Below are 22,798 nucleotides of genomic sequence, written 5' to 3' on the forward strand. Positions count from 1 at the left end.
CTCATTTCTGGCCCCCGACGGCACCGCAGTAATCGCTTACAGGCTGAGTGAGACCGCCGCTTCCCCACAACACCCCGCCGCTCCATGGCTTCTGGGCAGAAAGGAACACAGAAAGACGCCGGACCCCTTGCGCCTCATAGCAACCGCTTACATGCTGTCGCGCAATCGCCGTCGCCCCCTGTGTCCCCCGCGCCCTTGACGCCCCTCCGCCCCGACACCTCCGGCCTCCGGGAGTCCGCATGCCCCTGCCCCTCTCCGGCCCCACCGGGCCCAGCCGTCGCACCCTGCTCGCGGCCGGGGCGGCGTCCGCCGTCGCGCCGTCGGCCGTGAGCGCCACGGCGTGGGCCGCCGACCGCGAAAGCGCCTACGACGCCCTCCTCGAACGCGCCGCGACCCAGCTCACCGGCGGCGCGTTCGACGCCGGCGATCCCGACTTCGCCGCGGCGCTCAAGGCCCTGGGCACCCAAGCGGCGACCTGGTGGCGGCAGTTGGACCGCTCGGCGGGCAGGACCGCGCTGTGGCCGGACCTCTCCCCCGCGTCGGAGCCCGGCAACTTCGGCCAGAGCCACACCCGTCTGCGCACCCTCGCCACGGCCTGGGCCACCCCCGGCACGTCCCTCAGCGCCCCGCCCGGCACCGCGTCCGGGGCCGGCACGGGCGCGGACGTCGCCGGGACGCTCCTCGACGCACTGCGTTTCCTGCACGCCACCGGCTACCACCCGGGCCGCCCGGAGACCGGCAACTGGTGGTTCTGGGAGATCGGGGCGCCGGGCGCCCTGATGGACACCTGCGTCCTGCTGCGCGAGCGGATGCCGGCGCAGGACCTGGCCGCCTACACGGCGACGGTCGCGCGGTTCTGCCCGGACCCCGACCGCCGCACCAGCACGCCCTCGCTCCCGGAGACCGGCGCCAACCGCGCCGACAAGGCCGTGATCGTGGCCCTGCGCGGTCTGCTCGCCCGGGACCCGGCCACGGTGGCGCTCGCGCGCGACGGCCTGTCCGACGTCCGGGACGGCGGCCGGAACAGCCTCTTCAGATACGTCACTTCGGGCGACGGCTTCTACGAGGACGGCTCGTTCGTCCAGCACGGCTCCGTCGCGTACACCGGCACGTACGGCAGTGTCCTGCTCGGCGCCGCCGGCCGGCTGATCGCGCTGCTCGCGGGCTCCGCGTGGGCGGTCGAGGACCCGCGTACGTCGGTGCTGTACGACGCGGTGGACCGGACGTTCGCACCGGTGATCTTCGACGGGCTGATGATGGACGCCCTACGCGGCCGTGCGGTGTCGCGGGAGAAGGCGCGGGACCACCACGACGGCGCGGCGGCCGTCTCCCACATCCTCCAACTGGCCACGGGCGCCCCCGAGACCTGTGCGCGGCGCTGGCGCTCGCTGGCCAAGGGGTGGATCCGCCGCAACACCACCACCCCCTATGCGGGGCTGGTCGGCATCCCCGCGCTGGCGCGCGCCAAGGCCGTCCTGGACGACCCGTCGATTCCCGCCGCCGAACGGCTCACCGGCCACCATGTGTTCGCCGACATGGACCGGGTGGTGCACCGGCGGCCGGCCTGGGCCCTGACGCTGTCGCTCTCCTCCCGGCGGATCGCCGCGTACGAGGCGGGCAACGGCGAGAACCTCCACGGCTGGTACACCGGCGACGGCATGACCTACCTGTACCACGGCGACGATCTCGGGCAGTTCGGTGACGGCTTCTGGGCGACCGTGGACCCGTACCGCCTGCCGGGCACGACCGTGGACACCCGCGCCCGCGCCGACATCGGCTCCGGAGCGGGCACCGGCACCTACCGCCCGAAGAACGCCGTGGCGGGCGGCGCGGCCCTGGACGGCCGCTACGGCGCCGCCGCCATGGAGCTGCTCGCCGACGGCAGCACCCTGCGCGCCCGCAAGGCGTGGTTCTGCCTGGACAATGTGGTCCTCGCGCTCGGCGCGGGCATCAGCGCGAGCGACGGCCGCACGATCGAGACGGTCGTCGAGAACCGCCGCCTCCACGGACAAAGCGACGAACTCCCCGCGCCCGGGACCGACGGGCCCACCGGGGCCCTGGCCGTGGACGGCCGCCCGCAGCCCGGCCACCCGGGCTGGTCCGCGCGGCTGGACGACGCGCGGTGGGCGCACCTGGCGGGCACCGGCGGCTACGTCTTCCCGGACTTCCCCGGCCGGGCCGACGCCCTCGGCCTGCGCGCGCTGCGCGAAGAACGCACCGGCAGATGGCGCGACATCAACACGGGGGCGGACACGGCGGGCGGCACGACGCCGCTCACACGGCGCTATCTCACGCTCTGGCTCGACCACGGTACCTCCCCCTCCGACGCCTCGTACGCCTACGTCCTGCTGCCCGGCGCGAGCCCCGCCGCGACCGAGGCCTGGGGGCGGGCCCGCCCGGTGCGGATCGTCGCCAACGACACGACCGCCCAGGCCGTCGAGGCACCCCGCGCCGGCCTGCTCGCCGCGCACTTCTGGCGGCCGGGCCGCGCCGCCGGGCTCGTCTCGTCCGGGCCGGGCACGGTCCTCGTCCGGCGCGGCGCGCAGAGCACGTCGGTGGCCGTCGCCGATCCTGGCCGCACGGAGACGACCCTCAGCGTGGAACTGCCCTTTCCCGTACGGAAGGTGCTCCGCGCGGACGACACCGTGACCCTCACCCCGGGGCGGCTCCCTGTCGTCACCGTCCGGGTCGGCGGCTCCCGGGGCCGCACGCACACCACGGAGGTCGTCTGAATGGCCGCGCCGCGCGGCTGGCTGCCGCCCGCCGACCGTGTCCTGTCCCCGCTGACCGGCTGGACGAGAGCGCACTGGGAGGCGCTCGCCGACCGGCAGTTGGAGGCGCTGGTGCCCTACGCGACGCCGGGCTTCGCGCAGTACCGCCTGCCGGGGCGCCAGAGCTGGTCGGGGGCGGTGTCGGACGGCCTCGAAGGCTACGCGCGCCCATTCCTGCTGGCCTCCTTCCGGATCGCCGGGGCGGGCGGCGAGGTGGACCCCCGTCTGACAGAACGCTACGCGCGGGGTCTGACAACGGGCACCGACCGGGCCGGCGCCGAGGCATGGCCGCAACTCACCGACCGCTCCCAGCAGATGGTCGAGGCCGCCGCCATCGCGATCGGACTGCACGAGACCCGCCCCTGGATCTGGGACAGGCTCGACGCCCGGGTCCAGGAGCGGGTCGTCGAGTGGTTCTCCGGGTTCATCGGGGCGAAGACCTGGGACAACAACTGGCGTCTCTTCCAGGTGGTGACCGAGCAGTTCCTCGCCTCGGTCGGCGCGCCCCACAGCCGGTCGGACATCGAGGGCGGGCTGGACCGCATCGAGGACTGGTACCGCGGCGACGGCTGGTACAGCGACGGCGACGGGCGCAACTTCGACCACTACATCGGCTGGGCCATGCACCTGTACCCGCTGCTGTGGGCCCGGATGGCCGGCGAGGACGACGGTGGCCGCGGCGCGCTCTACCGCGAGCGCCTCGCCCGGTTCCTCACCGTCCACCCGCACTTCTTCGGCGCCGACGGCGCCCCCGTCCATCAGGGCCGCTCCCTGACCTACCGCTTCGCGGCGGCCGTGCCCGTCTGGATGGGCGCCCTCGCGCGCTGCACGCCCCTGGCGCCCGGCCTGACCCGGCGGCTCGCCTCCGGCGCGGTGCGGCACTTCGTGAAGCGCGGCGTCCCCGACGAGCGGGGGCTGCTGCCGCTCGGCTGGTACGGCACGTTCCCGCCCGCCACCCAGCCCTACTCGGGCCCGGCGTCACCGTACTGGTCGAGCAAGGCCTTCCTCGGTCTGCTGCTGCCCGCCGACCACCCGGTGTGGACGGAGCGCGAACTGCCGCTCCCCGTCGAGGAGTGCGACCAGTACACGGCGCTCCCCCGGCCGGGCTGGCTCCTGCACGGCACCCGGCACGACGGCATCGTGCGGCTGATCAACCACGGCAGCGACCACAACCCCCTGGCGGGCCCCGCCCAGGACGACCCGCACTACGCCAAGTTCGGCTACTCCACGGCGAGCGCCCCCGAGACCGCCCCGCGCGCGTGGGAGCGCCGCGTCGACGGTCACCTCGCCCTGCTCGCCCCGGACGGCACGCCCTCGCGGCGCCTGCGCATCCACCCCTTGCGCTGCGCGGGACGGCTCGCCGCCTCCCACCACGACGCCCGCCCTCCGGGCCACGACGGCACGTTCCCCGTCGTGACGACGAGCGCTCTGCACGGCCCGTGGGAGATCCGCGCGCACCGGCTGCGGGCCCCGGCGGGCGCGACGGTCCGCGAGGGCGGCTACGCGGTCGCGGACGCGGCACGCCCGCACGCCGAATCCGGCCCCGGCTGGGCCCTCACCCGCACGGCGACGGGCCTCACCAGCGCCCTGGTGGCCCTGCACGGCTGGCAGGAGGAGACGGGCGTCGCCCGCGAGGTCGCGGCCAACGCCTACGGGCCGCACTCCGCGACGCCCTTCCTGACCTTCCCGGACCATCCGGGCGGGCACAGCGTCCATGTCACGCTGGTCGTCCTCGCACGGGACACGGTCGACGCGCGGGCACTGCGCGAGGGCGTCACCTGTGCCGTGGACGAGGACGGCGTACGGGTCCGGTTCCCCGACGGGACGGAGCTGGAGCTGTGAGCGGGGTCAGATGAAGCCGTCCTCCCGCCGGTGGATCTGCTCCACCAGTTCCGCCGCCATCGCCTTGATCGTGTCGAGCCCCGCCCGCCCCCAGCGGCGCGGTTCGACGTCGACCACACAGACCGTGCCGAGCACGATGCCCGTGCGGTCGACGAGGGGCGCGCCCAGGTAGGAGCGGATGCCGGTCTCGTCCACCACGGGGTTGCCCGCGAACCGCGGGAAGTCGCGGACGTCCTCCAGGACGAGGGCCTTGCGGCGCACCACCACGTGCGGGCAGTACCCGTGGTCGCGGGCCATGTAGCGGCCCACGGAGCTGCCCGGCGGGTGCAGGCCGGCGAAGAACTGGCGGTGCTCGTCGATGAAGTTGACCATCGCGTACGGTGCGCCGGTCAGCTCCGCGAGGCGGCCCGCGAAGTGGTCGAAGGCCGGCTCGACGCGGTCCCCGATGCCCAGTCCGCGCAGCCGCCGCACGCGCGCCGGGGCCTCCTTGTCGACGGGGGTGAGCAGCAGGTGGCCGGCCGGGTCGTACCTCACGTGTGGGCTCCGTAACTGGGCTCCGGCGCGTGGTTGAGGAGGTGTTTGACGAGGATGAGGAGCGTCTGGATGCCCGAGCTGGAGATCCGCGCGTCACAGCGGACGACGGGCACCCGCGGGTCGAGGTCGAGGGCGGACCGCACCTCCTCGGGCTCGTAGCGGTGGGCGCCGTCGAATTCGTTGATCGCGACGATGAAGCCCATGCCGCGCTGCTCGAAGAAGTCCACGGCCGCGAAGCAGTCCTCCAGGCGGCGGGTGTCCACGAGCACCACCGCGCCGAGGGCGCCCTCGGACAGTTCGTCCCACATGAACCAGAACCGCTCCTGGCCGGGCGTGCCGAACAGGTACAGCACGTGTTCGGGGTCGAGCGTGATGCGTCCGAAGTCCATGGCGACGGTCGTCGTGGTCTTGTTCTCCACGCCCGACAGGTCGTCGGTGGCCTCGCTGACCGTGGTGAGCAGTTCCTCCGTGCTCAGCGGAGCGATCTCGCTGACCGCGCCCACGAAGGTCGTCTTGCCCACCCCGAAACCGCCGGCCACCAGGATTTTCAGCGCGGTGGGAAAGGGGTCGGAGGTGGGGAAGGGGTCAGAGCTGTCGTCGTAATCCATCGAGCACTGCCTCCAACAGGGACCGGTCGGTCGGGTTGTGGTAGAAGTCCGGGGCCTTCGTGGTGAGGGCCCCGGAGTCGAGGAGATCGCAGAGGATCACTTTGGCCACGGCGGCGGGCAGCTTCAGCTGCGCCGCGATCTCGGCTACGGACGTCGGGGTGCCGCACAGGCCGAGGGCCGCGGAGTGCTCGGGCCCGAGGTAGCCGAGGGGGGTCGCCCCGGTGGCCATCACCTGGGAGAGCAGGTCGAGTTGGGTGGTCGGTCTGGTCCGTCCGTCGCTGACGGTGTAGGGACGCACGAGCCGTCCGGCGGCGTCGTCGAGCCAGGGCCCGTCGTGCGGGGCCGCCACGCTCAGCGCCTCATCGACGCGGGTTCCCCGGCGGGCTGCCGGGGCGCGGTGATCAGGTACGGGCGCACGCTCTTGACCAGCATCGCCATCTCGTAGCCGAGGATGGCGGCGTCCGCCTCGCGGCCCGCGAGGACGGCGAGACAGGTGCCGGAGCCGGCGGTGGAGACGAACAGGAGGGTGGAGTCCAGTTCCACGACGACCTGGCGGACGTCCCCGCCGTCGCCGAAGCGGATGCCGGCGCTGCGCCCCAGCGAGTAGAGGCCCGAGGCGAGGGCCGCCATGTGGTCGGCGCTGTCCGGGTCGAGGCCGTGCACCGACTTCACGAGGCCGTCGGAGGAGAGCAGGACGGCACTGCGGGTGTGCGGCACGCGCTGCACGAGGCCGCTCATCAGCCAGTCGAGATCGGATACATGGCCGGTCGGCGCATCGCTCGCCATGGTGGATCGACTCCTTGGGGTACGACGTACGAGGGTCAGCGGGTGCGGGGACGGTGGGGGGTGGCGGGGCGTCATGGTGTGGGCCGACCGCCTTGCTCGCGCCCGTCCCCGAGGAGGCCGCCGCCGCGTGGGGTGGGGTCGCGCGCGTCCTGCGCCTGGGCCAGGCCGATGCCGCGCTGGAACGCGGCCATGAGTCCGGGGTCGTGGCCGACGAGGTGCTCGCTGTCGGGGCGCGGCGCCGGGGCGTCCCGCAGTTGGGGGGCGAGGTGTTCCTGCGCCCGGCGCTTGGGGAGCTGGGGCCGGTCGACGCGGTCCGGCGCCGCGCCGCCCAGGGGCGTGAGCGGTGCCGCCGCGTGCTCGGCGGCGGCCTGCCGGTCCTCGGGCCGGATGCCGGGGACGGCGTCGGCGGGCGTCGGCCGGTCCTGGCGGGCGCCGCGCACGGGCAGGGGCGCGGGTACGAGGCCCTTTGCGCGGGCGGCACCCCCTACGCCGCCGCCCTGTCCTGGCCGTCCGTCTCCTACGGGGGGCACGTCTTGTACGGGGGGCACGTCTTGTACGGAGGGCACGTCCTGTACCGGCGATACACCTTGTACAGAAAGCACGTCTTGTACGGCTGCTACACCCGATACACCCTGAACTCCTTGTGTTCCGTGTACTTCTTGTACTCCTTGTAGGCCTGGAAGGGCCGACGCCGTCGGTGCCACGGCCGACCCGATCGGCGCGGTCGGCACATCGTGTTGTACGGGCGATACGTTCCGCCCGTCGCCCGAGGCGCCCCGCGCCGCTTCCTCGGCGGCCGGACGGCGGTGCACGTCGGCGACGGGCTCCGCCTGCGGCTCGGCGCCCAACAGGACCTGGGGCAGGATCAGTACGGCCTGCACACCGCCGTAGATGTTGCTCTGGAGGCGGACCGCGACGCCGTGCCTGCGGGCGAGGGCGGAGACGACGAAGAGGCCGATCCGCCCGTCCTGGAGCAGGCTCGCGACATTCACCTGGTCGGGGTCGGCGAGCAGGCGGTTCATCTTGTCCTGCTCGGCGAGGGGCATCCCGAGGCCCCGGTCCTCGACCTCGACGGCGAGCCCGGCGGTCACGAGATTGGCGCGCAGCAGGACTTGGGTGTGCGGGGCGGAGAACACGGTGGCGTTCTCGACGAGTTCCGCGAGCAGGTGGATGACGTCGGCGACGGCGTGCCCGCGCAGGGTGCCGTCGATGGGCGGCACCAGTTTGACGCGGGAGTACTGCTCGACCTCGGCGATGGCGGAGCGCATCACCTCCGTCATCGAGACGGGGTTGCTCCACTGGCGGCGCGACACGGCGCCGCCGAGCACGGCGAGGTTCTCCGCGTGCCTGCGGATGCGGGTCGCCAGGTGGTCCACATGGAAGAGGCCCTTGAGCAGTTCGGGGTCCTCCACCTCGTTCTCCAGCTCGTCGAGCAGGGAGATCTCGCGGTGCACCAGCGACTGCAGGCGCCGGGCGAGGTTGACGAAGACCTCGACCTTCTGCTCGCTGCCCGCGTGCCCGGAGAGCTGCGCGGCCTGCACGACGGCGTCGACGGCGACGCCCTGGGCGCGGGACAGCTCGTCCGCGAGCTGGTCGAACTCGTCCCCGCCGGGCCGGGGTCCGGACGGTGTGCCGCGCGCGGGCGGCTGATCGCCTCGGCGCAGCTGTTCCACGACGCCGCGCAGCTCGGACTGCCCGCGCGCGGCGGTGCGCCGCAGGGCGCCGAGCCGGTCATGCACGGACCTGGCGGCGCGGTCGGCCGCCACGGCGGCGATCACGATGCCGGTGAGGCCGACGAGGACCGCGGCGGTGAGCACCGCGAACAGGGCGGGCCCGGGCCGGGCGCCGGTGGACCTCAGGGTGAACAGCACGGCCGCGCAGGCGCTCAGCCCGACGGCGACGGCGGGCAGCACGGCGATCCGCAGGAGCTGGGGCCGTATGTGCGTCTCGGGCAGGGCCAGGGCGGCCCGGCTGCCGGGCCTGCCGTGCCGTCCGCCCTCACGGCGGTCTGCGCGGGCGGCCGGTGCGCGTAGGTGCGACATCTGCGTCCTCGGTACGTTGCGACGGGGCTTCGGCGGGTGGTCCGACTCCTCGTGGGTGCGGCATGTTTTCGGCAGCGCCGTGCCGGCCGGCAGGTCGCGATGGCATGCCTGCTCTCGTGATCGCTGCGTCGCCCGACGGCCACTCACGGTAGTCGGCGCGGCATCACGTGCGGTGGGCAGTTGACAAAGTCTGCGGGGGTGCGTCCCGCTCTGGTATGACGTCTCGTACAGGCGTCTGATTCACGCCGTACGCACGTTTCCGCCACAACTGCTCAGGCTGTCGACATCGAGCTTTTCGAACGTCGAAACGCTCATGAGCGGGGTGGTGGCACGGGGTGGGTGGCGAGGTGGTCCTGAAGTTCACGATGGCGGAACTGCCATGCCGTCCCGGACACGCGCAGGATGCCCAGTTCATAGCAGACGTCGAGGAAGCGCCCCAACCGCCACGGTAGCTTCCTGCGTATGTGCAGGAGGAGCGCGAAATACCGCAGGGCTGCCGAGCCGCCTGCGACAGGGAGACCAAAAATGAACGCCCCGATCATCAACCCGAAAAAGGACACCGTCAAAAAGGGAAGATCCCCAAAGCTGACTCCGTAAAGGGTGTTGAACGCGAGCAGACTTACGAGCCCGGAAAGGAATGTGGCCGCGACCGCTGTCACGGGTCCGAACACGATCGCAGCCGTGAGGTCCATGCGGATGAGGCGATGGGGAAGGACTCCCGCTTGCTCCTGTTTACTCATGAGCCCGCGTGCGAGACCGGCCGCGAGCCCTGTCGCGAGCCCGAACGCCAGGCCGACCACGAGGCTGTCCTGGAGCAGCCATGGGTCACTGGCCTCATTCGTCGCATAGAAGAAGCCGAAAATACTATAGAACAGGCCGAAGAAAACCAGGAACCCGATCGAGAAACCGACCGTGGAACCCAATGTAAGAGCGCGTCGGCCGGCCGGGGTACGAAGGCGACCAAAGTCGATCCGCCATGGCTTCGGCCATGCTGAACGGTAGAGCACCGCAAAACAGAGGAGGAACGCCCATGGCACTACCAACTCGAAAGAGTCACCCGCTACCAGAAGTCCGGCAAGACTGACCAGCAGGAGTGGCGCCGTCACGGCCAGAACACGTTCGGTCCACCGTGTCCGATGCTTCCCGCCCAAGGGCCACAGTTCGTGGAGGACCAGGTCGGTGCTGCTCAGCGCACGCCCTGCGACGCATCGGGGTGGGCCGTCTTGCGGGCCGCTGTTGTCATTGAGGTAACGGGCGAGGAAGGCCAAGTTGCGCCAGACGGTGTCGGCGGTGTGCGTGCCCGATGGCCGGGGGATGCCGTCCGATTCACGGTGGCGTGTGGCCACCGCAGCACCGATGTAGTGGTCCAGGAGGTACTCGTAAAGATGCCCGCCGGGGGCCAGCACGAGCAGATCGCCGGGATCACGCAGGTATCTCCCATCGACGGTGCGCTCCTCGAAGACAGTGGCGACGAGAGTCAGGCGCCAGGGTGTGTCCAGTACCTCGGCCAGCAGAGTGTGTGCCGGTTGAACGGTGCCGACCGGACCCGCCGTCACTGCGTCCAGGGCGGAGAGAATTGGCTGCCAGCGGGCTCGACCCCGCTCCGTGCCGGCCACGCGTTGCGACAAGTATCGATGGGCGCGGGAAGCGTCGACGCGGGCCACGGCAACGTGTGCCACGATCCGGGGCTCTGTTCCTGCTTCCACCAGGGCCTGATAGTGGGCGTGCCGACAGGTCACGACGACCGGACAGTGTTCGCCACCGTGCTCGAACCGTTCGATGCGGCGGAGGAAGGCGGCGGCGCGTGAGGTGTAGCCGGGGGCTGTGCCCGGGTCCATTTCGTCCAGACCGTCGATGACCGGCAGAACGAGGTTGGCGTCCACCAGACGGGCGGCTTCGCGGCGGGGAAGACGATAAATATCGGTCAGGTGTGTCCGCAGCCAGTCCCGTATGCCGCTGCCGGGCCAGGAGGCCGCGGTCAGTCGTACCGGCACCGGCTCCTGCGGGGAGCGTTCCTTGGCCAAGCCCAGTATCAAGGACAGGGCGAGCACGGTTTTTCCGGTTCCCGCGTCACCGCCCATCCGCCCGTCCCGGCCCTCGGACGGTGTACCGGTGAAAACCATCCGCCCGGGCCGCAGGCTGCGGTAGTACTCGGCGATCCCCTCCAGCGTTCCGTCGGCGCGCGAACTGCTCATCCCTGTGGCCGTGACCGTGAAAGCGAGGTCGATCCGCCCGTCCGGCGCGGCAGGCCCACTGCCCAGCAACTGCCGGTACTGCACGCCCTCCACCCGCGCCACCAGTCCGGCGAGTTCGTCCGCGATCACCGAGGCCGTGCGCTGGTTGTGCAGGGCCTGGATTCCCGCCCACGCTCCCCATCCCCCGAGGACCACACCCACCAGGCTGGGCAGGAGAGCCAGGACCCCTGCCGGGTCGGGCTTCTCCCCCTTCGTCTGCGGCAGCGTGTCCACCGTCCACCACAGGCCGACCAAGCACACCCCAACGCTGAACACCACTGCCGAGACTCCCCCGGCACGCCTTCGATGCACCATGAGCACATCATGGCTCAAGGGACCATCACGAGACCCTGCATCACCGGTACTGAAGGCCGCCGCCCGGTACCTACCTGGCCGCGGCGCTACGACGGGTGAGCAGCGCGCCCAGTGCGATCATTCCGATGCCGAGGACGAAGTGCAGCCAGTCGTCGGCGTTGTTGAGCGGTACGAAGTTGGCGCTGCTGTGGTGGTCGATGAGTAGGCCGTAGAGCCACAGCACCAGATAGACGGCTCCTCCGGCCAGCAGGAATGTCCGGGCTCCGGAGACGGTCCGGGCCAGAGCCAGACCCGCGACGCCGAAGGCCAGGTGCACCAGGTTGTGCAGGATGGAGACCTGGAAAACGCCCAGCAATTCCGCGCCCGAGTCGTGGGACGCGAACTTCATGGTGTCGTAATCCGTGGTGATTCCCGGAATGAAGCCCAGCACTCCTACCAGCAGGAACACCGCTCCGACGAGCAGGGCCGCCTGCTGGACCGGGCTACGGGAACCCCGTGTGGCGCGTGTACGTGCGGTCATGACGGTGACCTTCCTTCTCAACAGCCTTCGCGACCGGCGCCCACTGACGAGCTATCAGTTCCCTTCCACGGACTCGCGGTCTTCCTCGTCCGTGTCTTCGCCTTCCGCCTGTGAGGGAGTGGTACGGGGCGGCTCAGGGGCGTCGGACGTCGGCTGCTCGCCATTCGACGCGGTGTCCTGCTCTCGCTCGCCCTCGGCCTGTGACGGTGTCTGCTCGCTCATGTTGCCTCCGTGCCGGATGTGTCGGTGTCAGGCCCGTGCAGGTACCCCGTCCCGGCCCCTTCACCCTCCAAAAGCACAGCACCGATCGGGCTCGATGGCGACCGGAGCGGGGATCACCGCAAGAAACTGCGGAAGCGGAACACGTTCGTCTCGCCACCCTCCTCGTCCTCAGCAGCTTCCTCACGCCACAGGGCGTCGCCGACTTCGGCTGACGGCCTACACGCCGCTGAGCGGCGGTGAGCGCACCCCGTACATCGGGGGCGATCTGTGGATCATGGGCCTGGCTCTGGCCGGGTTCGGCACCATCCTCGGCGCGGTCGACTTCATCACCACGATCATCTGCATGCGCGCGCCGGGCATGACCATGTTCCGGATGCCGATCTTCACCTGGAACGTGCTGCTCACGTCGGTCCTGGTGCCGCTCGCCTTCCCCGTCCTGGCGGCGGCGCTGCTCGTCCTGGAGGCCGACCGGCGTTTCGACGCACTGGTGTCAACCCGGAGAACAACGGGGCCATTCTCTGGCGGCACGTGTTCTGGTTCTTCGGGCACCCCGAGGCCCCGCAAACCGATCTTCGGATACATGGGACTCGTCGGCGCCACCATCGCGATCACCGGCCTGTCCGTGACGGTATGGGCGCACCACATGTTCGCGACCGGCGCGGCACTGCTGCCGTTCTTCGCGTTCATGACCTATCTGATCGCCGTACCCACCGGCGTGAAGTTCTTCCCCGTGTTACCGCGTCGCCGGCACCACCCCGGTCATGCACGCCAGGCGTAAGGGAAGCACCCGAAGGGCACAGCCGAGCGGGGAAGTCCTCGATGGCCCGGTACTGCCAGGGCGCCCCGGGCAACGCCCGCAGGGGTCGACGCACGGGGTGGGAGCGAGCTCATCCGCCCACCGACATGGGCCCCTCGGCAGGCTGGCCGCATGCCGCGTTCAGGCAGTCAGGAGCGAGTCGTCCTCCACGCGAGCGCCCGGCAGGCTGTGGCGGGCCGCGACAAGGGCCGCCTCGATGTCGCGCGTACCGGTCGATACACACAGGGTGTAGGCGACGTCCTCCATGCGCTGGCGCGCCTCGGCGCTGCCGTCTTCGGCGTGCAGGGCCCGCAGGGTCTCGTACTGCTCGACCAGATCCTTCAGCACTACCGGGTGCGCCATCAGCATGGGAAGCTCTCCTTCACCGGATCCAGGTGGGTACTACATCCATCGTTTGCCCCACGCCTGGACCGCCATGCCGACATATTTTCGGTCATCATCGGAGGGCGCAGCGCGGTCGGTGGACAGGGCTTGTCGGCGCCGATGGTCACCGCTTCGCCCCGTGCGAGTCGCCCTCCCCCGCCCGGCAGGTGGCCGAATCCATACGGGCAGCGGCCCAGGACTGCACGATGATCTCGCGGTCGGTGCGCTGCGGCGATGTGGTGCGTCGTCGGCACGCCTTGGCGGGATTCAGCTCATCGAGCTGCCGGTGAGTTGATGGATTCCTCCCGGCAGCTGCCATCGCAGAGTCGGCGCATTCCGGGAGGCGTGACGGGAACCTGGGCCCGTGAAGTCGTACTGCACAACTCCGGGCACCTCCGGCCCGGCCGGTCCGGCCACCGGGCCGCTGTAGAGGGTGATCGGCTCCCTTGACGCGTTGAAGGCGTACACCGGTGACAGGGATGTCTCAGTGTTGAGATCGCTTGATGCGGCAGACATGCGCCGCACCGCAGACGCTGCCACCGACACCGGCCGAGCCGGAGGACGCTTCAGCGTCCCGACCATCTCGCCGAGCTCGTCCCCGACCGACGTCACCGCTCGCCCGCGAGGTCGAGATCACCCCTGCTCGTCTCGGCCGCACCCTGAGCACCTCGGGGACCGCGCCAGGGACGGGCGATCGGGCCGGACACCGCCCGCCACCACGCCTCCCCCGGCAAGTTCCCCGTCGGCTCGAACGGCTCACCCGGCTGCGGGAACGCCACCGCCTGGCCGGCCTCCTCGGCCGCGTCCCTCGTCCACTCCCCCGGCTCCGCCCACGCGTGCAGCGCCAGGTTGAACGTGCCCCAGTGGATCGGCAGCATCACGCCGCTCGCCCGGCCGCCCTGGAGATCCAGGTGGGTCCGCATGCCCTCTTCGGGGGTCATGTGGATGTCCGGCCAGAAATCGGAGTAGGCACCGATCTGGATCATCGTGACGTCGAACGGCCCGTGCTCGGCGCCGATCTCGCGGAAGCCCGGGAAGTAACCGGTGTCCCCGCTGTGGAAGACGCGGTGCTCGGGCCCGGCGACCACCCAGGACGCCCACAGCGTGTGCTGCTGGTTGCGCAGGCCCCTGCCGCAGAAGTGCCGCGCCGGCGTCGCCGTCAGGGTCAGCCCCGCGACCTGCGTCGACTCCTGCCAGTCCAGCTCGCGGAGCCGGTCGGCGGGGACGCCCCAGCGCTCCAGGTGGGCGCCGACGCCGAGCGGCACCACGAACACCGTGCCGGTACCGGCCAGCGCCTTGATGGTGGGCATGTCCAGATGGTCGTAGTGGTCGTGCGAGATGACCACGGCGTCGACCGGCCCGAGGGCCGCGAGCGGCACCGGCACGGGGTGCAGCCGCTTGGGCCCGGCGAAGGAGAACGGCGAGCACCGCTGGCCCCACACCGGGTCGAAGAGCACGCGCCGCCCGTCGAGCTCGGCGAGGACGCTGGAATGCCCCATCCAGGTGATGCGCAGTCCGTCGGCCGGCGGCTTCGCGAGGTCCGCGAGGGTCGTGGCGTGCACGGGGATCGTCCCGGCGGGGCCCCGGCGCGCGCGCTCCTCCTTGCGGAAGTAGACCTTCGCGAATTCCTTCCTCGAACCCGAGGGCCTGATGCGCGCCCCCACGGGGTTGCGGAAGGACCCGTCGGCCACGGAGAAGTTCGGCGACCTGCGGATCCGCGCCAGCCGCGCGCCCGCCGGATCCGTGCCGAAGGCGGGGGTCCGCAGGGTGCGGAGCCCGGGAATCAGGGACCGGGACACGGGACCTCCAGAAAGGGGGGACTGGCCTCCCATTATGTCCACCGACCGTGATGCCACATTCCGCAGGGCCGACGTGCGGCACCCGGCGGCCGCGATGTCACATTCCGCGGGCCGTGATCCGTCCTGTCAGTACTCCGGTGAACGGCACCGGAGGACGACGTCCGGCGAGCACCGCCGGCGGACGACATCGGAGGTGGCCCCATGGCCCGCATCTCGCTCACCCCGCGCCGCACCCTCTTCTTCCGCCTCATGGAGTGGTACTCCGAGCGCACCTACGGCAAGGTCCTCGACCCCGGCAGGGCCCTGGCCCACCACCCGCGCGCACTGTGGACCTACCTCCGCTTCGAGCAGGGCGTGGCCAAGTGGAACAAGCTGGACGCCGGCCTCAAGGAGCTCGCCGTACTGGCGTCGGCCGCCTCGATCGGCTGCGCGTGGTGCATGGACTTCGGCTACTGGGAATCGCACCGGCGGGGCATGGCCCCCCGGAAGCTGCGGGACGTCCCGGCCTGGCGGGACAGTGAGGCGTACACCCCGCTGGAGCGCGACGTCATGGAGTACGCGGAGGCGATGACCGCGAACCCGCCGACCGTCGGGGACGAACTCGCCGAGCGCCTGCGCACCCGCCTCGGTGAGCCCGCCTTCGTCGAACTGACCGCCATGATCGCCGTGGAGAACTACCGCTCCCGCTTCAACTCCGCCCTCGGCCTGACCAGCCAGGGCTTCCAGGACTCCTGCGACCTGCGGGACCAGCGGGACCTGCGGGACTTGCGGGACCAGCCGGACACGGCGGCCCGGTGAGGCCGCGGCCGGGCGCCGCGCGCGCCGCTCGGCGCCGGCCGGCTCCTTCGGGGGGCGTACGCCGGGCGTGGGTAGGGTGCTCGGCGTGAAAGGCGTGCGGTTGAAGGTGTCGGAGCGGCGGGCGGAGATGCTGGCCGCCACCGTCGAGCAGATCGAGGCGCGGGGCGTGGCCGCCGTGCGGATCGCCGATGTCGCGGCGGCCCTCGGGGTGAGCAACGCGCTGGTGCTCTACCACTTCTCGTCCAAGGAGAAGCTCGTCGCCGCCGCCTTCGAGCACGCCGCCCGGCGCGATCTGATCCGGCTCCGCAAGCTCCTGGGCCGCCGCACGTCGGCGGTCCGCCGGCTGCGCGCGGCCGTACGGTGGTACGCGCCGACCGGGCAGGCCAAGGGCTGGCGGCTGTGGATCGAGGGCTGGTCGGCGGCCCTGCGCGAGCCGACGCTACGCGCGGTGACCGGCGAGCTGGACCGGCAGTGGAAGGCGGCGCTGGCCGAGGTCATCGCGGAGGGCGCCGCCCGGGGCGAGTTCCGGTGCGCGGACCCCATGGGAGCGGCGCTGCGCCTCACCGCCCTCCTCGACGGGCTCGCCGTGCAGATGACGGCCTACGAGGGGGCGGTCCCCCGCGCCCGGGCCCGCGGCTGGGCGGACGAGGCACTCGCCCGCGAACTGGGCTTGAACCGCGAGGAATTGACCGCCGCGTAGCCCGACACCAACTCTGGCGCCCACCTCGCGGGGCGCCGGGGCGCGGGGCGCCGCGCAACCGGCGCCCGCGCCCGCCGCGACATAACGCCGGGCGCCGGCGACAGCAGAGCGCCGAGCCAGAGCGCCAGGCCGACGAGGCGCCAATTCCCGGAACGGTCGGCGTGTGCGCCGCAGAAACCCGGCGGCGGGGCGTTACAGCGGCAGCAGGTCCGGGCGCTTGGCCAGTACGCGGTCGCCCGAACTCTCGCCCCGGATGCGTCGGCCGATCCACGGCACCAGGTACTCCCGCGCCCAGTGCACGTCGTCGCGCCGCAGATCCAGCGTGCCGCGCGGCGGCAGCGGCGGCCACGCCTGGTCGGGGTCCGCGGGCACCTCCAGGCCGAGGACCTGGCCGGCGCGCAGGGCCACGCGCGTGTGCCCCTCGGCCGAGAGGTGCAGCCGGTCGCCGTCCCACGCGCGACGGTCCTGGACGGTCTTGAGGGACCACAGGTCGAGCACGGGGCAGCCGTAGCGGTCCGCGATCGCCCGGACATGCATGTTGTACGTGGCGATCTTGCCGCGCAGATGCTTGAGGACCGCGACGCCACGCGTGTCGAACCCGGTGGTCACCATGACCGTGCCGACGGCGGACGTCAGGTCGGCGACGGCCCGCTCGAAGCGCTCCGCCAGCTCGTCGGGGTCGGCGCCGGGGCGGATGATGTCGTTGCCGCCCGCGCAGAAGGACACGAGGTCGGGGGCCAGCTCCTTGGCCCGCGGCACCTGGTCGGCGACGATCTGGTCGAGCAGCTTGCCGCGCACGGCGAGGTTGGCATAGCGGAAGGTGTGCTCGGGTACCCGGTCGGCCAGCAGGACGGCGAGGCGGTCGGCCCACCCGACGAACGTACCGTCGGGGCCCGGGTCACCCACGCCTTCGGTGAAGCTGTCGCCGACCGCTGCGTAGGAGCTGAATACACCGTTGTTGATGGGGTGATTGATGAAGGTTGTCGACTCTGCGCTCACGGAGTCATATCTTTCACCTCCCTAAGTGTCCTACGCCACCGTAGGGAGGGGTTGACGGAGGGTGAGATAACCCACCGGTCAAGATTCATTCAAAGGCGGAATAAGCACCACTCCCCCTCGACGGTCCTGACGCCGCCCCCGTCGCACGCGTAGCGCCTGCTCCCCCGCCGCACCCGGCGCAGCGGGCACACGCCGGCGTTCCTCGGACCCCGAGGCGGCGCGTCCGGACCCCGCGCAAGTACGCCCGCCGACGCGCGTCTTCGTCGGCCGGCGGCCCCTCGGGCAACCGTCCGCACAGGGGGTGATCGGCCAGGAGACGGTGTCGTATCGTCGAAGGCGCATCCACCGGCGAGCCGCGCCGGCAGCCGAGCCCCGAGGAGAGCCCGTGACGCAGCAGGTCCCGCCGCCAGAGCTGTCAGAGCCCGAGCTGTCGGAGCCCCAGCTCGCCGGAGTGCGCAACTTCCGCGACGTCGGCGGACTGCCCACCGCGGACGGCCGCCGCGTCCGCCCCGGAGTGCTCTTCCGCAGCGGCCACCTGGCGCACGCCACCGAGGCCGACGCCGTGTTCCTCGGCTCGCTGGGCCTGCACACGATCTTCGACTTCCGCAACGCCGCCGACCAGCGCCTCGAAGGCCCGGACATCGCCCTTCCCGGCGTGCGGAACGTGAACCTGCCGCTGACCGACCCGGCCGACGGCGCCGAGTTCTGGAAGATGGTCCGCGACGGCGACCTCGACCAGCTGCGCTCGATCCTGTCCGACGGGAAGGGTGCCGAGCGGATGTCGGCCTCGTACCGCACGATCATCAAGGACCGCACGGCCGAGCACAGCCGGGTGCTGCACGCGCTCGCCGAAGACAGCGTGCCCGCGCTGATGCACTGCGCCGCGGGCAAGGACCGCGCGGGTCTGTCGATAGCCGTGACGCTGCTGGCCGTCGGCGTCGAGCGCGACGCCATCGAGGCGGACTACCTGGAGTCGAACGCGGCCCACCGCCGCTACAAGGTGCGCCGCACCAGCGACTCCCCGAACGCGATGTCGCCCGAGGTCATGGAGCTGCTCAACCCGCTCTTCGACGCCCGCGCCGAGTATCTGGCGGCGGCCTTCGAGACGATCGAGCAGACCTGGGGCGGCACCGACGCCTACCTCTCCGAGGGCCTCGGGGTGAGCGCCGGGACCCGCGAGCGGCTGCGCGAGCGCCTTCTCGACTGAGGCGGCCCGCGCTACTGGTTCTGGGCGCCCAGCTCGAACAGCAGATAGACGAAGGCCGCGAAGATGTGGCCGACCGCCACATAGATGATCAGCCGGATCCAGAGCGCCCGCGGGAACTTCTCCTCCATCGTGTTCTCTGCGGGCCGCTCCGGTCGGGCGGGTCCCTGCGGCTCGGGTTCGGTCATGTCGGTTCTCCCTGGGTGGGGCCGCCGAGGCACAGCGCGGTGGCGGGGCTCTGCAACAAGGTGTGGACGAAGAGGAGGTCGGCGCCGCTTCTGTCGGCGGCCGCGATCCGGTGCGGGGTCAGCGAGTCGAAGTGCGCGCTGTCGCCCGGCGCGAGGGTGTGCGCGGCGTCGCCGAGGCGCAGCCGCAGCCGCCCCTTGAGGACGTGCAACCACTCCTCCCCGGGGTGGACGCGCACGATGTCGCCCTGCGCCCCGTACGGCACGTGCACGCGCAGGGCCTGCATGCCGCGGCCCGGGGCGCCCGCCGGCCAGTACGTCCAGCCGCCCGCCGCGGTGGGCTCCATGTCCGCGGCGCGGACGACCGCGTCCCGGTCGGCGACCGTCTCGCCGAGCAGCTCGGAGACCGTCGTACCGTAGACGCGTGCGAGCGCGAGCAGCATCGGCAGCGAGGGCTGGCGCTGTCCGGTCTCCAGGCGGGACAGGTGAGCGGGCGAGAGCCCGGCGGTGCGGGCGGCGGCCTCCAGGGTGAGGGAGGCCCGGCGGCGCAGCTCGCGCAGCTGGGGCGCGACGGCGGGCAGCGGGTCTGCGGTCGCCGCCTCGGGCGGCTCGGGCGGCGGCTCGTCGGCCTCGGCGGGGCTCATACGCCGATTCAGCCAGAAGCTTGCCCCTGAGGCAACTTTCTTGCCTCAGGGGCAAAAAGCCGCCCGCCGGGGGTTCAGCGGTGGGTGACCGCCTGCTTCACCAGCGTCCTGCCGAAGTCCCACATCAGTCCGCCCCCGCTGTGCGCCTCGTCCATGACGGCGGTGAAGGCCGTGACGAAGCGCTCGACCTCGCGCTCCCCCACCGTCAGCGGCGGGATCAGCTTGATGACCTCCAGGTGGTCGCCGGAGACCTGGGTGAGGATGCGGTGCTTCTGCAGCAGCGGTACGACGACCATCTGCGCGAAGAGGCCCTTGCGGGCCGCCTGGAGCATCGACCAACGCCCGCGCAGCTTCAGTGACTTGGGCCGCCCGAACTCGATGCCGACCATCAGGCCGCGGCCGCGCACCTCGCTCAGCAGCTCGTAGCGGTCCACGAGCGCGGCGAGCCGGGACTTGAGCAGCTCACCCGTCACCCGGGCGTTCTCGACGATCTTCTCGTCGTCCATGACGGCGAGGACGGCGAGGCCCGCCGCCATGGCCTGCGCGTTGGAGCCGAAGCTCGCGGAGTGGACGAGGACCCGGTCCATGGACGAGTAGACCTTCTTGAAGATCCAGTCCTTGCCGAGGGTGGCGCCGACCGGCACATAGCCGCCGGACAGCGCCTTGGCGACGCAGACCAGGTCCGGCTCGACACCCGGCTCGTGCTGGTAGGCGTAGAAGTCGCCGGTCCTGCCGAGCCCGGTCTGCACCTCGTCGGCGATCAGCAGCGCCTTGTGGCGGTGCAGCAGCTCCTGGGCGGCTCGCAGATAGCCGGGCGGCGTCTCGTGCACGCCCTTGCCCTGGATCGGCTCCACGATGAGCCCGGCGACGTCCCCCTTCCGCAACTCCGCGGCGAGGGCGTCGAGGTCGCCGAGCGGCACGGCTGTGTCGGGCAGCAGCGGCGCGAAGCCGTCCCGGAAGCCGCTCTCGCCGTTGACGGAGAGCGACCCGGTGGTCAGCCCGTGGAAGGCGTGCGCGCAGTAGAGGATCCTCGGCCTGCCCGTCGCGTACCGGGCGAACTTCAGCGCGGTCTCCACGGCCTCCGTGCCGCTGTTGCCGAAGAACACCCGGTCCAGGTGCGGGCTGTACGACAGCAGGCGCTCGGCGAGCAGGCCGGGCAGCGGCTGGCAGTCGAAGCGGGTGAGGTCGGCGAGGGAGGCGTCCAGGACGTCGTGCAGGGCCTTGCGGACGACGGGGTGGTGCCGGCCGAGGCCCATCACGCCGAAGCCCGCCAGCATGTCGAGGTAGTCGTCGCCCTGCGCGTCCCAGAAGTACGCGCCCTCGCCCCGCTCGTAGACCTTGTCGAAGCCGATGGTGCGCAGCATGCGCGGCAGTTGGTGGTTGAGGTGCCGGGCGTGCAGTTCGTACCGCTCGGCGCCCCGCTCGGCGAGGAGCCGGCCGAGGTCGAACTCCTTGGCCCCGCCGGGCCCCGCGCCGGGGTCGAGGTCCTTGGTCATGCGCTGTGCTCCTTGCCCGAACCCTGTTCGCCCGCGCCGTCCTTGGCCGCGAGCGTGGCGCTGATCCGGCCCGCGATCTCGACGGGCGTCAGACCGATGTCCGCGAGAACCTCACCGCGTTTGGCGTGCTCCAGGAACTGCTCGGGGATGCCGAACCTCCGTACCGGTACGTCGACTTCGGCGTCCCCGAGCGCGAGCGCGACGGCGGAGCCGACACCGGCGGCGCGGCTGTTGTCCTCGACGACGGCGACGACGCGGTGCCGCGCGGCGAGCCCGGGCAGTGCGGCGTCGACCGGTTTCACCCAGCGCGGGTCCACGACGGTGCAGCGCAGGCCGCGCGCCCGGAGCAGTTCGGCGGCCCGCAGACACACGGGTGCCATCACCCCGACCGCGACGAACAGGACGTCGGGGTCCGCTTCCCGGTGGAGCACGTCCATGCCGCCGATCCGGTCCAAAGCGGGGATCGCGGGGCCCACCGACTCCTTGGGGAAGCGGATGAGCGTCGGTGCGTCGTCGACCGCGACGGCCTCCCGCAGCTGCGCCCGCAGCTGGTCGGCGTCGCGTGGCGCGGCGATCCGCAGGCCGGGCACGACCTGGAGGATGGACAGGTCCCACATGCCGTTGTGCGAGGCGCCGTCCACGCCGGTGACCCCGGCGCGGTCGAGGACGAACGTCACTGCGCAGCGGTGCAGCGCGACGTCCATGAGGAGTTGGTCGAAGGCGCGGTTGAGGAAGGTGGCGTAGACGGCGACGACGGGGTGGAGGCCGCCGGTGGCCAGTCCCGCGGCCGAGACGACGGCGTGCTGTTCGGCGATGCCGACGTCCCAGACCCGGTCGGGGTGGGCGGCGGCGAACGCGGTCAGGCCGACCGGCCCCAGCATGGCGGCGGTGACGGCGACGACGTCCTCGCGCTCGGAGCCGATGCGGACGATCTCGTCGCCGAACACCGATGTCCACGTCGGCCCGCCGGCGGGCGTCAGGGGTTCGCAGGTGAGCGGGTCCATGACGCCGACGGTGTGGAAGCGCTCGGCCTCGTCGGCCAGCGCGGGTGCGCAGCCGCGCCCCTTCTCGGTGAGGCAGTGGACGAGGACGGGGCCGTGGAAGCGCTTCGCGCGGCGGAGCGCCGATTCGACGGCCCCCGTGTCGTGCCCGTCGATCGGCCCGACGTACTTGAGCCCGAGGTCCTCGAACATGCCCTGCGGCGCGAAGGCGTCCTTGAAGCCCTTCTTGGCGCCGTGCAGGGACCCGTAGAGCGGCTGTCCGACGACGGGGGTGCGCTGGAGCACGTCCTTGCCCCAGGCGAGGAACCGTTCGTAGCCGTCCGTGGTGCGCAGGGTCGCCAGGTGGTCGGCGAGGCCTCCGATGGTCGGGGCGTAGGAGCGTTCGTTGTCGTTGACGACGATGATCAGGGGCCGGTCCTTGGCGGCGGCGATGTTGTTCAGCGCCTCCCAGGCCATGCCGCCGGTGAGCGCGCCGTCGCCGATGACGGCGACCACATGGCCCTCCTCTCCGCGTGCCTGGCGTGCCTTGGCGAGCCCGTCGGCCCAGCCGAGCGCGGTCGAGGCGTGGCTGTTCTCGACGATGTCGTGCTCGGACTCCTCGCGGGAGGGGTAGCCGGAGAGGCCGCCCTTGGAGCGCAGTTTGGAGAAGTCCTGCCGCCCGGTGAGCAGCTTGTGGACGTAGCTCTGGTGGCCGGTGTCCCACACGATGCGGTCGACGGGCGAGTCGAAGACCCGGTGGAGGGCGAGGGAGAGTTCCACCACCCCCAGGTTGGGCCCGAGGTGACCGCCCGTCCTGGCGACGGCCTGCACCAGGAACCGGCGGATCTCCTCGGACAGTTCACCGAGTTCGGGCTCGGTCAGCGCCTTCAGCTCGCGCGGCCCCCGGATGGTTTCGAGAAGGGTCATGCTCGGGCCCCC

The 22,798-nt window shown here is 71.8% G+C and carries 21 protein-coding genes; 6 read left to right on the forward strand and 15 right to left on the reverse strand.

What is annotated here, in order from left to right:
• Window positions 1-239: 239 nt before the first annotated feature.
• A complete protein-coding gene (locus ABZ385_RS01130; RefSeq protein WP_358908971.1) occupies window positions 240-2,732 on the forward strand; it encodes a polysaccharide lyase 8 family protein in 2,493 nt (830 codons plus the stop codon).
• Window positions 2,733-4,613, forward strand: a complete 1,881-nt coding sequence (locus ABZ385_RS01135) for a DUF2264 domain-containing protein (RefSeq protein WP_358908973.1) — start codon at window positions 2,733-2,735, stop codon at window positions 4,611-4,613.
• 6 nt (window positions 4,614-4,619) lie between these two features.
• Here ABZ385_RS01135 and ABZ385_RS01140 read toward each other — a convergent pair whose 3' ends face one another.
• The 8 genes from ABZ385_RS01140 to ABZ385_RS01175 form a co-directional block, all read right to left on the reverse strand.
• Window positions 4,620-5,147, reverse strand: a complete 528-nt coding sequence (locus tag ABZ385_RS01140; RefSeq protein WP_358908975.1) for a GAF domain-containing protein — start codon at window positions 5,145-5,147, stop codon at window positions 4,620-4,622.
• Window positions 5,144-5,755: an ATP/GTP-binding protein gene (locus tag ABZ385_RS01145; protein WP_358577536.1), complete on the reverse strand. Its 612-nt coding sequence runs from the start codon at window positions 5,753-5,755 to the stop codon at window positions 5,144-5,146. The genes ABZ385_RS01140 and ABZ385_RS01145 overlap by 4 nt, the downstream gene beginning before the upstream one ends.
• Window positions 5,733-6,104 (reverse strand): DUF742 domain-containing protein, encoded by a 372-nt coding sequence (locus ABZ385_RS01150; protein ID WP_358577533.1) that lies wholly within the window; start codon window positions 6,102-6,104, stop codon window positions 5,733-5,735. Before ABZ385_RS01150 ends, ABZ385_RS01145 begins: the two co-directional genes overlap by 23 nt.
• Window positions 6,105-6,106: 2 nt before the next feature.
• Window positions 6,107-6,541, reverse strand: a complete 435-nt coding sequence (locus ABZ385_RS01155; protein WP_358577531.1) for a roadblock/LC7 domain-containing protein — start codon at window positions 6,539-6,541, stop codon at window positions 6,107-6,109.
• Between the two features lie 71 nt (window positions 6,542-6,612).
• Window positions 6,613-8,583: an ATP-binding protein gene (locus ABZ385_RS01160; protein WP_358908977.1), complete on the reverse strand. Its 1,971-nt coding sequence runs from the start codon at window positions 8,581-8,583 to the stop codon at window positions 6,613-6,615.
• A gap of 311 nt (window positions 8,584-8,894) precedes the next feature.
• On the reverse strand, window positions 8,895-11,096 hold the full coding sequence (locus ABZ385_RS01165) for an NACHT domain-containing protein (RefSeq protein ID WP_358908979.1): 2,202 nt from the start codon (window positions 11,094-11,096) through the stop codon (window positions 8,895-8,897).
• A 106-nt stretch (window positions 11,097-11,202) separates the two neighbouring features.
• Window positions 11,203-11,652, reverse strand: a complete 450-nt coding sequence (locus ABZ385_RS01170) for a DUF4383 domain-containing protein (RefSeq protein ID WP_358577525.1) — start codon at window positions 11,650-11,652, stop codon at window positions 11,203-11,205.
• 54 nt (window positions 11,653-11,706) lie between these two features.
• Window positions 11,707-11,874: a hypothetical protein gene (locus ABZ385_RS01175; protein WP_358577523.1), complete on the reverse strand. Its 168-nt coding sequence runs from the start codon at window positions 11,872-11,874 to the stop codon at window positions 11,707-11,709.
• A gap of 94 nt (window positions 11,875-11,968) precedes the next feature.
• Between ABZ385_RS01175 and ABZ385_RS01180 the strand changes: the two genes are divergently transcribed.
• A complete protein-coding gene (locus tag ABZ385_RS01180) occupies window positions 11,969-12,652 on the forward strand; it encodes a cbb3-type cytochrome c oxidase subunit I (protein WP_358908981.1) in 684 nt (227 codons plus the stop codon).
• Between the two features lie 159 nt (window positions 12,653-12,811).
• Here the strand turns inward: ABZ385_RS01180 and ABZ385_RS01185 are convergent, their stop codons facing one another.
• Together ABZ385_RS01185 and ABZ385_RS01190 are read right to left on the reverse strand one after the other, a co-directional pair.
• Entirely contained in the window at window positions 12,812-13,039 is a 228-nt protein-coding gene (locus ABZ385_RS01185; RefSeq protein ID WP_358908983.1) for a DUF5133 domain-containing protein, read from the reverse strand.
• A 623-nt stretch (window positions 13,040-13,662) separates the two neighbouring features.
• Window positions 13,663-14,853, reverse strand: a complete 1,191-nt coding sequence (locus ABZ385_RS01190; RefSeq protein WP_358908985.1) for an MBL fold metallo-hydrolase — start codon at window positions 14,851-14,853, stop codon at window positions 13,663-13,665.
• 201 nt (window positions 14,854-15,054) lie between these two features.
• Here ABZ385_RS01190 and ABZ385_RS01195 point away from each other — a divergent pair, with 201 nt between their 5' ends.
• Window positions 15,055-15,651 carry a carboxymuconolactone decarboxylase family protein gene (locus tag ABZ385_RS01195; RefSeq protein ID WP_358908987.1) on the forward strand — a complete coding sequence of 199 codons (597 nt, stop codon included), beginning with the start codon at window positions 15,055-15,057 and terminating at the stop codon, window positions 15,649-15,651.
• Between the two features lie 127 nt (window positions 15,652-15,778).
• Window positions 15,779-16,351, forward strand: a complete 573-nt coding sequence (locus ABZ385_RS01200) for a TetR/AcrR family transcriptional regulator (RefSeq protein ID WP_358909297.1) — start codon at window positions 15,779-15,781, stop codon at window positions 16,349-16,351.
• A 192-nt stretch (window positions 16,352-16,543) separates the two neighbouring features.
• On the opposite strand, the gene ABZ385_RS01205 is transcribed toward ABZ385_RS01200, so the two are convergent.
• On the reverse strand, window positions 16,544-17,350 hold the full coding sequence (locus tag ABZ385_RS01205; RefSeq protein WP_358908989.1) for an SGNH/GDSL hydrolase family protein: 807 nt from the start codon (window positions 17,348-17,350) through the stop codon (window positions 16,544-16,546).
• A gap of 385 nt (window positions 17,351-17,735) precedes the next feature.
• Between ABZ385_RS01205 and ABZ385_RS01210 the strand changes: the two genes are divergently transcribed.
• Window positions 17,736-18,557 carry a tyrosine-protein phosphatase gene (locus tag ABZ385_RS01210; RefSeq protein WP_358577511.1) on the forward strand — a complete coding sequence of 274 codons (822 nt, stop codon included), beginning with the start codon at window positions 17,736-17,738 and terminating at the stop codon, window positions 18,555-18,557.
• 11 nt (window positions 18,558-18,568) lie between these two features.
• Here the strand turns inward: ABZ385_RS01210 and ABZ385_RS01215 are convergent, their stop codons facing one another.
• The 4 genes from ABZ385_RS01215 to dxs all read right to left on the reverse strand — a co-directional run bounded on the left by ABZ385_RS01215 (window position 18,569) and on the right by dxs (window position 22,786).
• A complete protein-coding gene (locus ABZ385_RS01215; RefSeq protein ID WP_358577691.1) occupies window positions 18,569-18,685 on the reverse strand; it encodes a DUF6126 family protein in 117 nt (38 codons plus the stop codon).
• 53 nt (window positions 18,686-18,738) lie between these two features.
• Window positions 18,739-19,383, reverse strand: coding sequence for an XRE family transcriptional regulator (locus tag ABZ385_RS01220; RefSeq protein ID WP_358908991.1), 645 nt, complete (start codon window positions 19,381-19,383; stop codon window positions 18,739-18,741).
• A 74-nt stretch (window positions 19,384-19,457) separates the two neighbouring features.
• Window positions 19,458-20,879, reverse strand: a complete 1,422-nt coding sequence (locus tag ABZ385_RS01225; protein WP_358908993.1) for an aspartate aminotransferase family protein — start codon at window positions 20,877-20,879, stop codon at window positions 19,458-19,460.
• The gene (gene dxs, locus ABZ385_RS01230) at window positions 20,876-22,786 is read right to left on the reverse strand and encodes a 1-deoxy-D-xylulose-5-phosphate synthase (protein WP_358908995.1); all 1,911 of its coding nucleotides are present in this window, start codon (window positions 22,784-22,786) and stop codon (window positions 20,876-20,878) included. The genes ABZ385_RS01225 and dxs overlap by 4 nt, the downstream gene beginning before the upstream one ends.
• Window positions 22,787-22,798 lie beyond the last annotated feature (12 nt).

Origin of the sequence: Streptomyces sp. NPDC005898, from assembly GCF_040629635.1 — a bacterium.
Taxonomy (GTDB): domain Bacteria; phylum Actinomycetota; class Actinomycetes; order Streptomycetales; family Streptomycetaceae; genus Streptomyces.

Excerpts from the sequence above, each read along its gene's own strand:
- ABZ385_RS01130 (WP_358908971.1), top strand. The coding sequence starts at position 240 with ATGCCCCTGCCCCTCTCCGGCCCCACCGGGCCCAGCCGTCGCACCCTG.
- ABZ385_RS01135 (WP_358908973.1), top strand. The coding sequence starts at position 2,733 with ATGGCCGCGCCGCGCGGCTGGCTGCCGCCCGCCGACCGTGTCCTGTCC.
- ABZ385_RS01145 (WP_358577536.1), bottom strand. The coding sequence starts at position 5,755 with ATGGATTACGACGACAGCTCTGACCCCTTCCCCACCTCCGACCCCTTT.
- ABZ385_RS01155 (WP_358577531.1), bottom strand. The coding sequence starts at position 6,541 with ATGGCGAGCGATGCGCCGACCGGCCATGTATCCGATCTCGACTGGCTG.
- ABZ385_RS01160 (WP_358908977.1), bottom strand. The coding sequence starts at position 8,583 with ATGTCGCACCTACGCGCACCGGCCGCCCGCGCAGACCGCCGTGAGGGC.
- ABZ385_RS01170 (WP_358577525.1), bottom strand. The coding sequence starts at position 11,652 with ATGACCGCACGTACACGCGCCACACGGGGTTCCCGTAGCCCGGTCCAG.
- ABZ385_RS01175 (WP_358577523.1), bottom strand. The coding sequence starts at position 11,874 with ATGAGCGAGCAGACACCGTCACAGGCCGAGGGCGAGCGAGAGCAGGAC.
- ABZ385_RS01180 (WP_358908981.1), top strand. The coding sequence starts at position 11,969 with ATGGCGACCGGAGCGGGGATCACCGCAAGAAACTGCGGAAGCGGAACA.
- ABZ385_RS01185 (WP_358908983.1), bottom strand. The coding sequence starts at position 13,039 with ATGCTGATGGCGCACCCGGTAGTGCTGAAGGATCTGGTCGAGCAGTAC.
- ABZ385_RS01195 (WP_358908987.1), top strand. The coding sequence starts at position 15,055 with ATGGCCCGCATCTCGCTCACCCCGCGCCGCACCCTCTTCTTCCGCCTC.
- ABZ385_RS01200 (WP_358909297.1), top strand. The coding sequence starts at position 15,779 with ATGCTGGCCGCCACCGTCGAGCAGATCGAGGCGCGGGGCGTGGCCGCC.
- ABZ385_RS01215 (WP_358577691.1), bottom strand. The coding sequence starts at position 18,685 with ATGGAGGAGAAGTTCCCGCGGGCGCTCTGGATCCGGCTGATCATCTAT.
- ABZ385_RS01220 (WP_358908991.1), bottom strand. The coding sequence starts at position 19,383 with ATGAGCCCCGCCGAGGCCGACGAGCCGCCGCCCGAGCCGCCCGAGGCG.
- ABZ385_RS01225 (WP_358908993.1), bottom strand. The coding sequence starts at position 20,879 with ATGACCAAGGACCTCGACCCCGGCGCGGGGCCCGGCGGGGCCAAGGAG.
- dxs (WP_358908995.1), bottom strand. The coding sequence starts at position 22,786 with ATGACCCTTCTCGAAACCATCCGGGGGCCGCGCGAGCTGAAGGCGCTG.